The 15,128-nt window shown below is 52.6% G+C and carries 16 protein-coding genes and 1 pseudogene; 11 read left to right on the top strand and 6 right to left on the bottom strand.

Annotation, left to right across the window (positions count from 1 at the left end; translation table 11 throughout):
• Positions 1-26 precede the first annotated feature (26 nt).
• The 3 genes from proQ to htpX all read left to right on the top strand — a co-directional run bounded on the left by proQ (position 27) and on the right by htpX (position 3,855).
• Positions 27-713, top strand: a complete 687-nt coding sequence (gene proQ, locus ACQG22_RS14050; RefSeq protein WP_020690828.1) for an RNA chaperone ProQ — start codon at positions 27-29, stop codon at positions 711-713.
• Between the two features lie 19 nt (positions 714-732).
• The gene (gene prc / locus ACQG22_RS14045) at positions 733-2,781 is read left to right on the top strand and encodes a carboxy terminal-processing peptidase (protein ID WP_013096119.1); all 2,049 of its coding nucleotides are present in this window, start codon (positions 733-735) and stop codon (positions 2,779-2,781) included.
• Positions 2,782-2,973: 192 nt separating this feature from the next.
• Positions 2,974-3,855, top strand: coding sequence for a protease HtpX (gene htpX / locus ACQG22_RS14040; protein ID WP_013096120.1), 882 nt, complete (start codon positions 2,974-2,976; stop codon positions 3,853-3,855).
• 50 nt (positions 3,856-3,905) lie between these two features.
• Here the strand turns inward: htpX and ACQG22_RS14035 are convergent, their stop codons facing one another.
• The gene (locus ACQG22_RS14035) at positions 3,906-5,279 is read right to left on the bottom strand and encodes an MFS transporter (RefSeq protein WP_013096121.1); all 1,374 of its coding nucleotides are present in this window, start codon (positions 5,277-5,279) and stop codon (positions 3,906-3,908) included.
• Between the two features lie 178 nt (positions 5,280-5,457).
• On the opposite strand from ACQG22_RS14035, the gene kdgR reads away from it, so the two are divergent.
• Positions 5,458-6,249, top strand: a complete 792-nt coding sequence (gene kdgR / locus ACQG22_RS14030) for a DNA-binding transcriptional regulator KdgR (RefSeq protein ID WP_013096122.1) — start codon at positions 5,458-5,460, stop codon at positions 6,247-6,249.
• 66 nt (positions 6,250-6,315) lie between these two features.
• Here the strand turns inward: kdgR and ACQG22_RS14025 are convergent, their stop codons facing one another.
• Positions 6,316-6,555, bottom strand: coding sequence for a YobH family protein (locus ACQG22_RS14025; protein WP_013096123.1), 240 nt, complete (start codon positions 6,553-6,555; stop codon positions 6,316-6,318).
• Positions 6,556-6,714: 159 nt separating this feature from the next.
• On the opposite strand from ACQG22_RS14025, the gene mgrB reads away from it, so the two are divergent.
• The 7 genes and pseudogenes from mgrB to rlmA all read left to right on the top strand — a co-directional run bounded on the left by mgrB (position 6,715) and on the right by rlmA (position 11,948).
• On the top strand, positions 6,715-6,858 hold the full coding sequence (gene mgrB / locus ACQG22_RS14020; RefSeq protein ID WP_013096124.1) for a PhoP/PhoQ regulator MgrB: 144 nt from the start codon (positions 6,715-6,717) through the stop codon (positions 6,856-6,858).
• Positions 6,859-6,932: 74 nt separating this feature from the next.
• Positions 6,933-7,223: a YebO family protein gene (locus ACQG22_RS14015; RefSeq protein ID WP_336340064.1), complete on the top strand. Its 291-nt coding sequence runs from the start codon at positions 6,933-6,935 to the stop codon at positions 7,221-7,223.
• A 23-nt stretch (positions 7,224-7,246) separates the two neighbouring features.
• Entirely contained in the window at positions 7,247-8,236 is a 990-nt protein-coding gene (locus ACQG22_RS14010; protein ID WP_013096126.1) for an MBL fold metallo-hydrolase, read from the top strand.
• Between the two features lie 525 nt (positions 8,237-8,761).
• Positions 8,762-8,906: pseudogene (locus ACQG22_RS14005) on the top strand (DUF2627 domain-containing protein).
• A gap of 12 nt (positions 8,907-8,918) precedes the next feature.
• Complete coding sequence (cspE, locus tag ACQG22_RS14000; protein WP_001062678.1) at positions 8,919-9,128, top strand: transcription antiterminator/RNA stability regulator CspE; 210 nt, start codon at positions 8,919-8,921, stop codon at positions 9,126-9,128.
• Between the two features lie 218 nt (positions 9,129-9,346).
• The gene (gene ftsI / locus ACQG22_RS13995; RefSeq protein WP_369706659.1) at positions 9,347-11,065 is read left to right on the top strand and encodes a peptidoglycan glycosyltransferase FtsI; all 1,719 of its coding nucleotides are present in this window, start codon (positions 9,347-9,349) and stop codon (positions 11,063-11,065) included.
• Between the two features lie 67 nt (positions 11,066-11,132).
• A complete protein-coding gene (gene rlmA / locus ACQG22_RS13990; protein ID WP_038419898.1) occupies positions 11,133-11,948 on the top strand; it encodes a 23S rRNA (guanine(745)-N(1))-methyltransferase in 816 nt (271 codons plus the stop codon).
• Here rlmA and mntP read toward each other — a convergent pair.
• The 4 genes from mntP to manY all read right to left on the bottom strand — a co-directional run bounded on the left by mntP (position 11,945) and on the right by manY (position 15,084).
• Positions 11,945-12,511: a manganese efflux pump MntP gene (gene mntP, locus ACQG22_RS13985; RefSeq protein WP_369706660.1), complete on the bottom strand. Its 567-nt coding sequence runs from the start codon at positions 12,509-12,511 to the stop codon at positions 11,945-11,947. The two genes, rlmA and mntP, sit on opposite strands and share 4 nt — an antisense overlap.
• Before the next feature lie 395 nt (positions 12,512-12,906).
• Positions 12,907-13,365, bottom strand: coding sequence for a DUF986 family protein (locus ACQG22_RS13980; RefSeq protein WP_013096131.1), 459 nt, complete (start codon positions 13,363-13,365; stop codon positions 12,907-12,909).
• A 54-nt stretch (positions 13,366-13,419) separates the two neighbouring features.
• Entirely contained in the window at positions 13,420-14,271 is an 852-nt protein-coding gene (locus tag ACQG22_RS13975; protein WP_006175979.1) for a PTS mannose transporter subunit IID, read from the bottom strand.
• Between the two features lie 12 nt (positions 14,272-14,283).
• Positions 14,284-15,084, bottom strand: a complete 801-nt coding sequence (gene manY, locus ACQG22_RS13970) for a PTS mannose transporter subunit IIC (protein WP_003859914.1) — start codon at positions 15,082-15,084, stop codon at positions 14,284-14,286.
• Between the last annotated feature and the right edge of the window lie 44 nt (positions 15,085-15,128).

Raw genomic sequence — 15,128 nt, 5'->3', positions numbered from 1 at the left:
AACGTCCGTTGTAATCAGGAAATTTCATGGAAAATCAACCTAAGTTGAATAGCAGTAAAGAAGTTATCGCATTTCTGGCCGAGCGTTTCCCACAGTGCTTCAGCGCTGAAGGCGAAGCTCGTCCCCTGAAAGTCGGTATTTTTCAGGATCTGGTAGCACGCGTTGAGGGGGAAATGAACCTCAGCAAAACTCAGCTGCGTTCCGCCTTACGTCTTTATACTTCGAGCTGGCGTTACCTGTACGGTATCAAACCGGGCGCGACTCGCGTGGATCTTGACGGCAACCCATGTGGTGAGCTGGACGAGCAGCACGTCGAGCATGCACGTAAGCAGCTTGAAGAAGCCAAAGCACGCGTTCAGGCACAACGTGCAGAACAGCAGGCGAAAAAACGTGAAGCCGCTGCGGCAAACGGCCAGGAAGAAGCGCCTCGTCGTGAGCGTAAACCGCGTCCTGCACCGCGTCGCACCGAAAATAACGATCGCAAACCGCGTGCTGACAAACCAGCAGCTAAAGCCCCGCGCGCGCCTCGTGAAGAGCAGCGCCACACTCCGGTTTCAGACATCAACGCCCTGAGCGTCGGTCAGGCACTGAAGGTAAAAGCGGGTAACAATGCAATGGACGCCACCGTTATGGAAATCACCAAAGATGGCGTTCGTGTACAGCTGACTTCTGGTATGTCAATGATTGTACGCGCAGAACACTTGTTGTTCTGAAACGGAGGCCAAGCCTGGCATGAACACTTTTTTTAAGCTCACCGCGCTGGCGGGCCTGTTTGCCATAACAGGCCATGCTTTCGCAGTGGACGATATTACGCGTGTTGATCAAATTCCGGTTCTCAAGGAAGAGACGCAGCACGCGACGGTGAGCGAGCGTGTGACGTCACGCTTCACCCGTTCGCACTATCGTCAGTTCGATCTCGATCAGGCCTTTTCGGCCAAAATCTTCGACCGCTATCTGAACTTGCTGGATTACAGCCATAACGTACTGCTCGCCAGCGATGTCGAGCAGTTCGCCAAACGTAAATCCGACGTCGGTGATGAGCTGCGTTCCGGCAAGCTGGATCTGTTCTACGATCTGTATAACCTGGCACAAAAGCGCCGCTTTGAACGTTATCAATATGCGCTGAAAGTGCTGGAACGTCCGATGGACTTCACCGGCAACGACACCTTTAATCTGGACCGCAGCAAAGCGCCCTGGCCGAAAGACGAAGCCGAGTTGAACGCACTGTGGGACAGCAAAGTGAAGTACGACGAACTGAGTCTCAAGCTCACTGGCAAAGATGAGAAAGAGATCCGTGACACGCTGACGCGCCGTTACAAGTTTGCCATTCGTCGTCTGGCACAAACCAACAGCGAAGATGTTTTCTCGCTGGCAATGACTGCCTTTGCCCACGAAATCGACCCGCATACGAACTATCTCTCCCCGCGTAACACCGAACAGTTCAATACCGAAATGAGCCTGTCTCTGGAAGGTATCGGCGCGGTGCTGCAGATGGACGACGATTACACGGTGATCAACTCCATGGTTGCGGGTGGCCCGGCATCAAAAAGCAAAGCGATAAGCGTAGGCGATCGCATTGTCGGTGTAGGCCAAACCGGGCAGAACATGGTTGATGTCATCGGCTGGCGTCTGGACGATGTGGTTGCGCTGATCAAAGGTCCGAAAGGCAGCAAAGTTCGTCTTGAAATTCTGCCTGCCGGGAAAGGCACCAAAACCCGTATCGTTACCCTGACCCGTGAGCGTATTCGTCTTGAAGACCGCGCGGTGAAAATGTCGGTGAAAACCGTCGGTAAAGAGAAGGTGGGTGTACTTGATATCCCTGGCTTCTACGTAGGGCTGACCGATGATGTAAAAGTGCAGCTGCAGAAGCTTGAGAAGCAGAACGTCAGCAGCGTGATCATCGATCTGCGCAGCAACGGCGGTGGTGCACTGACAGAAGCTGTCTCTCTGTCTGGCCTGTTTATCCCGTCTGGTCCGGTCGTGCAGGTGCGCGATAACAACGGTAAAGTGCGTGAAGATGCCGACAATGATGGCGTGGTTTACTACAAAGGCCCGCTGGTGGTGCTGGTCGATCGCTTCAGTGCGTCAGCGTCAGAAATCTTTGCCGCTGCAATGCAGGACTATGGTCGCGCGCTGATCGTGGGTGAGCCGACGTTCGGTAAAGGTACCGTCCAGCAGTATCGTTCTCTGAATCGTATTTACGATCAGATGCTGCGTCCGGAATGGCCTGCGCTGGGGTCTGTTCAGTACACCATTCAGAAATTCTATCGTGTGAACGGCGGCAGTACGCAGCGTAAGGGCGTGACGCCAGACATCATGATGCCGACAGGCACGGAAGAGACGGAAACCGGTGAGAAGTTTGAAGATAACGCGTTGCCGTGGGATAGCATCAATGCCGCGACTTACGTGAAAGCCGGTGATATGACCCAGTTTGGTCCGGAGCTACTGAAAGACCACAACGAACGCATCGCGAAAGATCCTGAATTCCAGTACATCATGAAGGACATTGCCCGCTTTAATGCCCTGAAAGAAAAACGGAATATTGTTTCTCTGAACTACGCTCAGCGTGAGAAAGAGAACAATGAGGATGACGCAACGCGTCTGGCGCGTATCAACGATCGCTTCAAACGTGAAGGTAAACCGTTGCTCAAGAAACTGGACGATCTGCCAAAAGATTACCAGGAGCCGGATCCGTACCTGGACGAGACGGTACATATCGCTCTTGACCTGGCGAAACTCGAAAAAGCCAGGCCCGCCGAGCAACCCGCTCCGGCAAAATAATCCCCAACAGGCACAAGAAATTGTGCCTGTTTCTTTTTGTTCTGCATCCTTCCGTCAGGCAGATTTCCAATTGTGTAAAGTTGTGTCTTTCTGGTGACTTACGCCCTTCGTATGCTTGAAAATAGCCACAATACCCATACGATGTGGGTAATCGCATAGTGCGTTTTGTTAAACTGAGGTTAAAAGAAAATTATGATGCGAATCGCGCTCTTCCTGCTCACCAACCTGGCGGTAATGGTGGTATTCGGGCTGGTGCTAAGCCTGACAGGAATTCAGTCGAGTAGCGTTCAGGGTCTGTTGATTATGGCGCTGCTGTTTGGTTTTGGTGGCTCTTTTATTTCACTTCTGATGTCGAAGTGGATGGCGCTGAAATCGGTAGGTGGTGAGGTCATTGAACAGCCGCGCAACGATATGGAGCAGTGGCTGATGAATACGGTGGCGCAGCAAGCTAAGCAGGCGGGGATCGCCATGCCGCAGGTTGCCATTTACCATGCGCCGGACATCAATGCCTTTGCTACGGGTGCCCGTCGCGATGCGTCGCTGGTTGCCGTAAGTACCGGGCTGCTGCAGAACATGAGCCGTGACGAAGCCGAAGCGGTTATCGCGCACGAAATCAGCCATATTGCGAACGGTGACATGGTAACCATGACGCTGATTCAGGGCGTGGTGAACACCTTTGTGATCTTTATTTCCCGTATTCTGGCGCAGATTGCCGCTGGCTTTATGGGTGGAAACCGCGATGAAGGTGAAGAGAGCAACGGTAACCCGCTGATCTACTTCGCGGTATCAATGGTTCTGGAACTGGTGTTCGGCATCCTGGCCAGCATCATCACCATGTGGTTCTCCCGTCACCGTGAATTCCATGCGGATGCCGGCTCTGCGAAACTGGTTGGTCGTGAGAAGATGATTGCTGCCCTGCAGCGTCTGAAAACCAGCTACGAGCCGCAGGAAGCTAACAGCATGATGGCATTCTGCATCAACGGTAAATCAAAATCGTTGAGCGAGCTGTTTATGTCTCACCCGCCGCTGGATAAACGTATTGAAGCGCTGCGCAGTGGGGAATACCTGAAGTAACGCTGAAGATGCAGTCTGAGCCGGGCGGAGGTAACTCCGCCCGGCTTTTTTTATGCCTGTACGCTTGGCTGTGTGACGCGCAGGCCGCTGACGATCGCGGCAAGGGTGGCAAGTGCGCCTGCGGTGAGGAGCGCAAGGTGATTACCATTCTGCCCGGCAAGGTTGAACATCAGGGCGACCAGTGCCGCACCGGTGCTTTGCCCCAGCAGGCGCGCGGTACCCAACATGCCACTGGCTCCTCCACTGCGGTGGCGCGGTGCGGAGGTGATAATGGTGTGGTTGTTCGGCGACTGGAACAGGCCAAAACCGGCACCGCAGAGGATCATGCGCCAGATAATATCCAGATCCGTAGGTTGCGAGGGAAGCAGCGCCAGCGCAAACAGACCCGCCGCCATGACCGCCAGACCCAGCGCGCCCAGTAATCCGGCATGCACGCGCTCTATGAGATAACCTGCCAGCGGTGCCATCACCATCGTTGCCAGCGGCCATGGGGTCAGCAGCAGTCCGGTCTCTACTTCCGAACGTCCTATTACGCTCTGCAGGAAAAAGGGCAGAGAGACGAGGGCGAGCATCTGGGCGCAGAACGAACAGATGGAGGTGCATATTGAGAGCGAAAAAAGCGGAATACGCAGCAGATCCACCGGCAGTAACGGCACAGGCAAAGCGAGCTGGCGGCGAACAAAGAAGTAGCCAATGATCAGCAGAGCAGCAACCTCTGCAACGGTCAGCAGGAGTGATTGACCCTGCGCAAAGCCGCTCAGAGCCGTAATCAGCAGGCCAAAGGTCAGCGCATTCATCACCGCACTGGCGATATCAAAACGAGGCATGGTGCTTTTGGGGCCGTTCCCCGGCAGATAGCGCAGGGCAAAGAAAATGGCCACCATACCCAGCGGCACATTGATGGCGAACAACCATTGCCATGAGGCGACAGACAGTATAGCCGCCGCAATGGTGGGCCCGGCGGCCGAGGATACCGCCACAATAAAGGAGTTTATTCCCATTCCGCGCCCCAAATGGCGCTGAGGATAAATTAAGCGAATCAACGCGGTATTAACGCTCATCAACGCCGCGCCGCCAAAACCCTGCGCAATGCGGGCCAGCGTCAGCATATGCAGCGAATCAGAGAGGGCGCAGAACAGTGAGGTTAAGGTAAACACAGCCAGACCGCACTGATACACCCGTCGGTAGCCGAACATATCGCCCAGAAACGAGAACGAGAGCAGTGAGATCACGATCGCTATCTGATAAGCGTTAACAATCCAGATTGAGCTGGCGGGTGAGGCATGCAGATCGCTGGCAATGGTAGGCAGGGCAACATTGGCAATCGCGCCGTCGAGCACGGCCATTGAAATACCGATGATAATCGTAGCGATAGCGCCATACCGCTGGGGTAAAGGCAGGCCATCGGACAGTTTTTTTTCCATGTGGGATGAATAGCTCAGTGTGAAATTATTCTCAGGGTAACTATTTTAGCACTGTTACAACCGCTTTATGTCGCAGATTTGTAACGAAGTAAACGCGGATTGATTGCAGCAGGCATGACGGGAATTTATAATAAAAACCGGTTCTGATTTTTATAAAACACTCTCTATGAGGTGATGAATGGCAATTGCAGATTTGGATAAACAACCCGATTCTGTTTCTTCCGTGCTGAAGGTGTTTGGCATCTTGCAGGCGCTCGGAGAAGAGCGTGAAATTGGTATTACAGAATTGTCGCAGCGTGTGATGATGTCGAAAAGCACCGTTTATCGCTTTTTGCAAACCATGAAGTCACTGGGGTATGTCGCGCAGGAAGGCGAGTCTGAAAAATATTCTCTGACGCTGAAACTGTTCGAATTAGGTGCCCGTGCGCTGCAAAACGTTGACCTGGTGCGTAGTGCAGATATCCAGATGCGTGAGCTCTCTCGTCTGACCAAAGAAACCATTCACCTGGGTGCTCTGGATGAAGACAGCATTGTTTACATCCATAAAATTGACTCTATGTATAACCTGCGCATGTACTCTCGCATCGGGCGTCGCAATCCGTTATACAGCACGGCTATCGGCAAAGTTCTGCTGGCCTGGCGCGACCGTGAAGAAGTGAAGCAGATTCTGGATGGGGTGGAGTACAAACGCAGCACCCAGCGTACCATCACCAGCACGGACGAACTGCTGACGGTGCTTGATAAGGTACGTGAGCAGGGCTATGGCGAAGATAACGAAGAGCAGGAAGAAGGGCTGCGCTGCATTGGTGTGCCGGTATTTGACCGCTTTGGTGTGGTGATTGCGGGCTTGAGTATCTCCTTCCCGACGCTGCGCTTCTCAGAAGAGCGTCTGCATGAGTATGTTGCTATTCTTCATACCGCCGCGCGTAAGATTTCTGAGCAGATGGGCTATAACGCGTATCCGTTTTAACCCCTCTCAGCATAAAAAAACGCCGCAGACATTGCGGCGTTTTTTATCGGTCGTAAAAAAGGGTAATTAACCGTTATCAATGACGACAGAAGTTTTACGCAGAACCGGGCAGTTGGTTAAACCGATGATCCCGCTATCAGAATGCAGGTACTGGGCGGTGCTCATTCCCTGGGCGGTCAGGTATTTACACTGGATACCTAATCCAGCAGCGTTTTCGGTGCTCCCCACAAGCACGCCATATCCGGTTAATAAAAGGCCAATCCATACTACGGCCAGTGCAATAATTGTTCGAATGATTAAATGCATCATTGCCTCTTTATCTTTGTTGTCATGCCTCAAGACTAAACGGTTTACTCTATGAAACAAGTGCATGATTCTGAAAAGGGCTTACAGGCGTTACAGTTAGTCCTTGTTTAAGATAACCGTGATAACCTGTATGCAACAGGTGTTAAGACGGAGTGTGGAGTGAAAAAAATACGCTGGGTAATTCTGGTTATCGTGCTGATTGCATGCGTGGTGTTGTGGACGCAGACGATCAATGTGATGTGCGATCAGGATGTACAGTTTTTTAGCGGCGTTTGCGCAATCAATAAGTTTATTCCGTGGTAACAGGCATTTTTTCTTAAGGTGATTTCCTTCCTTCGCGCCAGTGGTAAAATGCGTGTTTTTATTGAGGTGGTGAAATGGGTGAGTTACTGAATTCAGGGCTGCTGAATATGGCATCCCTGATGGTTTCTGTCGTTGTTTTGCTGGTGGGACTTGTGATCTGGTTTTTCGTGAACCGTGCGAGCTCCCGGACGAACGAGCAGATCGAACTGCTGGAAGCGCTGCTCGATCAGCAAAAGCGTCAGAATGCGCTGTTACGCCGTCTGTGTGAGGCTAACGAACCGGAAGAGAAAGAGACGGCGAAAGAGGCGGCTGCGGAAGAGAGCGACGACAAAGACGAATTTATCCGTCTGGTGGCAGAGCGTTAATCTTTCTGGCCTGGGAGGTGGTTGTGGTCTGGAAAAATCCCTGGTATGACGCCTCCCTGAAGCATCACACGCCGAACGGTTTTCAGAATACCTGTCCCGTTGGGCATCAGCCCGGCGACCTTGAGCGCTGGCGTAAAGCGCGTAAAGAAGCCGGTTTGCCCAAACCCCCTGCGCTCGGTTATGACGACTTTATCCGCCAGTGGTGGCAGCCCGTGTCGCTTAATCAACCTCATGAAGATGGGGTATGGTGGCTGGGGCATGCGAGTATGCTGCTGCAAATGGACGGCAATACTCTTCTCACCGACCCGGTGTTTTCCCGACGCGCCTCTCCCGTACCGTTCCTGGGGCCCCTGCGCAGAACGCCTCCCGCTCTCTCTGTGGAACAACTCACGCAGCTTGATGCAGTGGTTATCTCTCACAATCATTACGATCACCTTGATGACGCGACCATTCGCCGTATCCTGAAGCGCTTTCCCGACGTCAGTTTCTTCGTGCCGTTAGGACTTGCACAGTGGTTTCGCCGCCGGGGAGCAAGGCGCATCGTTGAGCTCGACTGGTGGCAGAGTATCACCTGGCAGGGGATAACCCTGACCGCCGTTCCGGCACAGCACTGGAGCATGCGAACATTCTGGAACCGCAATCGCTCTCTGTGGTGTGGCTGGGTCTTTGAGGGACGACACCGCCGTTTCTGGTTTAGCGGCGATACGGGCTACTCTCCGGAGCTGCTTTTGATCCCGGAACGATTGGGCAAGATCGACGCCGCCGCATTGCCAATTGGTGCCTATGCACCAAGATGGTTCATGGCGGTACACCATATGGATCCGCAATCTGCCGTCGCGTTGTGGCAGCAACTGGGAAGTCCCTTAGCCTTTCCCATTCACTGGGGGGTGTTTGAACTGGCGGATGAATCACTGGATGAACCTGTCAGAGAGTTAACTGACGCGCTTGTTAATTTAGCACCGGTTAATAATTCCTTCAGGATACTGAAAATTGGTGAATATTTATCCTTGTAAGCGAAGCGATGATTTGTTGCATATATTCTGCTATTAAAGCCACTATCTAATGTTTTATTTTTATCGAAACGTTTTGCTTGCCTTCTTTTGAGGCAGAGTCATAAAAATTTCATTATTTTGGTGCATAACATTTTTATTATCTGGTGATTTTTAACACAGTTTGGCCGGGCTTATTAGCTGTGTATTTTCTTTGTAACAATACAGTTGCGTTACAATGATTTGAGCATAACTTTTCACAAAATGTTCTAAATCAATCACTGTTTCCGGCTTTCTTTCGTGGGTTGCTGGACGCATTGTAATGATTGAGCTATGTTAAAAAAGTCTTTGATTACAGCGGGTGTGAAAGCAACGTTGAGTCTGTATAAGGACGAGGACTGGTTTGTACGCGGTAAGCATGAATGTGCAAATCCTTACAGGCTGTGTTCGAATTTGTGCGGCGGATCGAGACATGTTTAAAAATGGCTTGCCATATTAAACATAGTGTGTGATAACACGTTTTGGGTCAAACGAGGTACAGTTCTGTTTATGTGTGGCATTTTCAGTAAAGAAGTCCTGAGTAAACACGTTGTCGTTGAATACCGCTTCTCTGCCGAACCTTATATTAGTGCCTCAAGCAGTAATGTCTCAGTTTTATCTCAGTCAATGCCTGCGGGCTAAGAAAACACTCTAAGGAATTTTGCAAATGGCAAAGATTAAAGGTCAAGTTAAGTGGTTCAACGAGTCTAAAGGTTTTGGTTTCATTACTCCTGCTGACGGCAGCAAAGACGTGTTCGTACACTTCTCTGCAATCCAGGGTAACGGCTTCAAAACTCTGGCTGAAGGCCAGAACGTTGAGTTCGAAATTCAGGACGGCCAGAAAGGCCCAGCTGCAGTTAACGTAACTGCTATCTGATCGAACCGCTGCTGACTGAAGCGCGTAGCACTTCAATCTCAGACATAAAGCCTCGCAAACGCGGGGCTTTTTTATATGCCTTATCTTTCAAAATATTACCATCCCTGTCTCTGTTAGTACCTTGTTGCAAAGCTACGAGATTATTAGCACTGTTTTCCCCCCTCTACAGCGGCTTTTCCCGTTAAATCAGGGCGTTGTTCAACAGCCCTGGGGTTCAGGTGAAGAAGAAAATAATACCGAGTGCCGGCAGTTTCACCCCGGCACGTTTTGCTCTGCTCTGTTTTGCTATTTTTTGCAGCCTGGCATTTTTACTGGGACGCGTTGCCTGGCTGCAGATTATTAAACCTGACAATCTGGTAAAACAGGAAGATATGCGATCGCTGCGTGAGGTGGCGATTGATGCACCGCGTGGCATGATCATGGACCGTGAAGGTCGTCCGCTGGCGGTGAGTGTGCCCGTCAGGGCCGTGTGGGCCGACCCCAAAACGGTGCTGGCAAAAGGTGGGGTTGGGTTTGATGACCGCTGGCAGGCGCTGGCCAGTGCGCTGCATCTCTCCCTCAGCACGCTGGCATCGCGCATTAACAGTAATCCGCAGGGACGCTTCATTTACCTTGCCCGTCAGGTGGATCCTGCTCAGGCGCAGTGGATCGATAAACTCAATTTGCCGGGCATCAACCTGCGCGATGAGTCCCGGCGTTTTTATCCGGCAGGTCATGTGGCTGCAAACCTTATCGGTTTTACCAATATTGATGGTCAGGGGATTGAAGGCGTAGAGAAGAGCTTCAACGCGCAGCTTATGGGGAAGGCCGGGGTCCGGCAGGTGAGGGAGGACCGCTATGGACGCGTGGTGGAAAACCTGACCGAAGTGGCGCCCGTTCCTGCGCATAATATCCAGTTGAGCATTGACGAGCGTCTGCAAACCATCACCGAGGACGCGCTTGATAATGCGGTTGCCTGGAATAAAGCCGAGTCGGGTGCATCGGTCCTGATCAATATCCCCACAGGGGAAATACTCGCCATGGCGAGCTATCCCGATTTCAACCCAAACAACCGTGAAGGTGCAACGTTAAACGATTTTCGTAATCGTGCCATTAGCGATACCTTTGAACCCGGCTCCACCGTTAAGCCGCTGGTTCTGATGACGGCATTGCAGCAGGGGCTGGTGCAACCGGACAGCGTCATTGATACCCATCCGTATACCCTTGACGGTCACCGTATCCGTGATGTGGGTTACTACCCGGAACTGACGATGACCGGGATCCTGCAAAAATCGAGCGACACCGGTGTATCCCGTCTCTCTCTGGCGATGCCCATCCAGCATCTTATCGATACCTACCGGAACTTTGGCTTTGGCACCAATACCGGGCTGGGTTTAACGGGCGAAAGCTCAGGTTTACTGCCGCAGCGTAAATTCTGGAGTCAACTCGACAGGGCAACCTTTGCCTTCGGCTACGGCCTGATGGTGACGCCCCTTCAACTGGCCCATGTCTACGCCACCATTGGCGGGTATGGGCTTGAGCGCCCGCTCTCGATCACCCGTATCGATCCGCCGGTGATAGGCCACAGAGTCATGCCAGAAGAAATTGCCCATGAAGTGGAACACATGATGGAAAGCGTGGCGCTTCCGGGCGGTGGAGGAGTGAAGGCCGCCGTACGGGATTACCGGGTGGCGGTCAAAACCGGTACGGCGAAAAAGATTGATGACAGTGGCAAGTACGTCGATAAGTATGTCGCCTATACCGCAGGCGTTGCGCCTGCCAGCGACCCACGTTTTGCGCTGGTGGTAGTCATAAACGATCCGCAGAACGGTGCCTATTATGGTGGTGCCGTTTCAGCGCCCGTTTTCAGTGAGATCATGGGGAATGTGCTGCGCCTGGAGAACGTGAAACCGGATGGCTTGCCGGCTGATTCCGGCCACCTTATCGTCATGCGTTAACCCTGGCGTTTTATAACGGGGCGAATAGCGGTACACTTCGCCCTTTGATTTATGTCCCGGAGTTGTCATGCCCTTCAGTTGCCCCCTTTGTCACGCGCGCCTGACGCGTTCTGAGAAAAGTTATGCGTGTCCGCAGGGACATCAGTTTGATATGGCGAAAGAGGGGTATGTGAATCTTCTGCCGGTGCAGCATAAACGCTCCCGCGATCCGGGCGACAGCGCAGAGATGATGCAGGCGCGACGTGCCTTTCTGGATGCCGGACATTACAAGCCGCTAAGGGAGAGTGTCGCGCAGCTGCTGGACCACACGCTGACGCAGAGTGCCTCCGCTCTGCTGGATATCGGCTGTGGTGAAGGGTATTACACCGCAAGGTTTGCCGAGATTGCCGCCGGGAAGGGCGCGCAGACGACGGGTCTGGACGTGTCGAAAGCGGCGATTCGCGCAGCGGCAAAACGCTACGCGGGGGTGATGTTCTGCGTGGCCTCAAGCCACCGGCTGCCGTTTGAAGATGCCAGCATGGATGCCGTTGTGCGTATTTATGCTCCCTGTAAGGCAGAAGAGCTGGCCCGGGTGGTGAAACCCGGCGGGTGGTTGATAACCGTCACGCCTGGACCACGTCATCTGATGGAGCTGAAAGGGCTGATTTATGACGAGGTTCGCCTGCATGCTCCCCATTCAGAACAACTGGCTGGTTTTGTGCTCAGGCAGGAAGAAACCGTAGCGTATGAGATGGATCTGACAGGGGATGAAGCCGTGGCGTTACTGCAAATGACGCCGTTTGCCTGGCGGGCAAAACCGGCTGTCCGGGAGACGCTGGCTGCACAGGCCACGTTTCGCTGCCAGACGGATTTCAGCATCCACTGCTGGCAGCGCGAAGGTTAACCCGCGAAGTGTGCCCAGAGTATCTGGGCACCAATACCGATTAACACGATCCCGCCCAGGATCTCGGCTCGCTTACCCAGCAGCGGGCCGATAAAACGGCCAACCATCATGCCCAGGGTGGACATAATCAGTGTGGCGCAACCAATGGCCAGCGCGGTGGCAATGATATTCACCTGCAGGAAGGCCAGACTAACACCGACGGCCATCGCGTCAAGGCTGGTGGCAATTGCGGTGGTGACCAGCAGCCAGAAACCGTGGCGGTGCTGAGGCTCTTCATCTTCATCGCTGTTGCCACGGAATCCTTCAATCACCATTCGTCCGCCGAGAAACACCAGCAGCACAAACGCAATCCAGTGGTTCCACTCCAGTACAAACTGGCTGGCCAGCATACCCAGGCCCCAGCCGATAAGCGGCGTCAGGGTTTCGATAGCACCGAAAATCAGACCTGTGCGCAGCGCTTCAGAAAATTTTGGTTTATGGAGTGTGGCACCTTTTCCGATGGAAGCAGCAAAAGCATCCATGGACATGCCGAAAGCGAGAAGAATGGTGGCGGAGATGTTCATACAAGCGTCCAGACCGGGAGATATCCATATGACACATCACTGCCCCCAGTAAACAGCAGTTGATGTATCTATGGTCTCGCCTGACCGTCGCACAATGATGTGCAGAAAACGATCCGTACGCGCCACGTTTTTCAACGAGTATGTTGACACGTACATTTCCTGAGTACAGGAAATTAGCTACTCCCCAACGACGGGCGCAACCTTAACATATTTTGAGAATATAAAACAACAACAGTGGGGTATTATTTTATTATCTTGTTGATAACGATTTTCATTTAGATTTATTCGTAAAAATAGCGTTAAAAAATAGGAAGGATAAAAACAATGGAATATAGCTATGGCTATATTTCGTGAGCAACGTTAACACGGAATATAGCCGATGCTATAAATATAACTCATTGAGTTTTAATGAGTAATTTGTATATCTTTTCCAGGTCATCTATATTTTTGACCCGAATGAGCAAGCGGCGCTGTTCTAATTGCATTACCAGCACCCCGTCTTCAGATAAATTCATCTCTTTAATGCGGTTATATTCTATCCAGACATTGGCAAAGAAGAATCCGTGTTTTTTAAAAATGAGTTTTGGCGAACGGATCCAGAACAGGTAAATCGCCATTAATGCCAGCGCACATAATAACCATGTGGTTAATATTGCACCATGGCTGGTCACGTTATTGTAAATCAGGATGACCACCAGACCGGCGAAGATAAACGCATCAATGCGTCCACGGCGTAAGAGGGGAAGGGTCAGCAGCGTCTCGCCGTGGCGGCGAGGCATAATGAACTCGTCATAGATCGCGTAAGCCAGAAGGGCAACAATAAACAAAACCAGTACGGTGTCCGTGACAGTCATTCATCCTCCAGATAAAAAAAACGGGGGCAAGCCCCCGGCGTATAACATAAAGCTTTACAGGCCCAACAGACCAACAGCGTAGCCCGCGATACCGATGACGAAGAAGCCAACGATGATCCACAGCGGGTTCACTTTCTTACGCAGCAGCCACATACAGGCGAAGGTCAACAGCAGCGGCACCAGGCCAGGCATCAGCTGGTCAAGGATGGTCTGCACGGTGGTCACACGGGTTTGCCCATCCTGTCCGGTGATGGTTGAAACCACCAGCGGGATGTTCACGTGCGTCCACTTGTTAACCAGCGCCCCCATCACAAACAGGCCGAGGATTGACGCCCCCTCTGTCAGTTTTTGCAGGAAGCCGCCGCCCATATCTTTAACGATATCCACCCCTTTACGGTAACCGTACGCCACGCCGTAGTAACGGGTCAGCAGACGCACCGCATTGAACAAGATGAAAAACAGCAGTGGACCGAGCAGGCTGCCGCTCATCGCGATACCCGCGCCCAGCGCTGCAAAGACCGGACGAACGGTACCCCAGAAGATCGGGTCACCTACGCCTGCCAGCGGACCCATCAGACCGACTTTAATACCGTTGATGGCACCATCGTCGATCTCTGCGCCGTTTGCACGCTGCTCTTCCATCGCCAGGGTAACGCCCAGTACCGGTGCCGCTACGTAAGGATGGGTGTTAAAGAATTCCAGGTGACGCTTAATCGCCTGGCGACGTGCTTCGTTGTTCTCCGGGTAGAGGCGTTTGATCGCCGGTACCATGGAGAAGCAGAAGCCCAGGGCCTGCATACGTTCGAAGTTCCATGAACCCTGAAACAGGTTAGAACGGATGAACACGCCACGAATATCACCCGGAGTGAGTTTCTTCTCAGGGGTAGTTTTAGTCATATCAACCATTTCGCTCACCTGTTAGTCCAGTTCGTTATCGAGATCGTTATTACCAGCAGCCTGCGCTGGGGCACCCGCAACGCGGTTATATTTCGGGCTGAGCTGGATGTAGAGAATTGCCATTACCGCACCAATCACACCCAGAGCAACCAGGTTGAAGTTGGTGAACGCCGCGGTTACGAAGCCCAGGTAGAAGAATGGCATCAGGTAGCCTGCGCGCATCATGTTGATGACCATCGCATAACCAACCACCACGATCATACCACCGGCGATGTTCAGACCGCTGGTGACCACTTCAGGGATGGCGTTGAGCATGCCCTGAACTTCGCTGGTCCCTACGGAGATAGCGACGATAACGGCAGGAATAGCGATACGCATCGCCTGCAGGAACAGGGACGAGACGTGGATCCAGGAGAGCGCCGTGAGGTTGCCGTTTTCGGCCGCCTTATCCGCCGCGTGCTGGAAAGCCACGGTGATAGTACGAACGATAATGGTCAGTACCTGGCCTGCGGCGGCCAGCGGAATTGCCAGAGCGATACCGGCACCGATGCTTTGATGACCGGCAATAACCAACACGGTTGAAATAATGGACGCCAGCGCGGCATCGGGCGCAACCGCCGCACCGATGTTCATCCAGCCAAGGGCGATCATTTCCAGGGTACCACCGATGATGATACCGGTTTTCATATCACCGAGAACGGCGCCAATCAACGTACAGGCCACCAGAGGGCGGTGGAACTGAAATTCATCAAGTACGGATTCCATACCCGCAATACACGCGACGATGAACACCAGCACAATCTGAAGAGTGGTAATCTCCATTGTACTTCTCCTATTGCATAATCTTTATGTGAAAAACCGGCGCG

The sequence above is a fragment of the Enterobacter cloacae complex sp. 309I3 genome, from assembly GCF_050031595.1.
Taxonomy (GTDB): Bacteria; Pseudomonadota; Gammaproteobacteria; order Enterobacterales; family Enterobacteriaceae; genus Enterobacter; species Enterobacter cloacae.
This window is presented reverse-complemented; position numbering and strand designations above follow the sequence as displayed.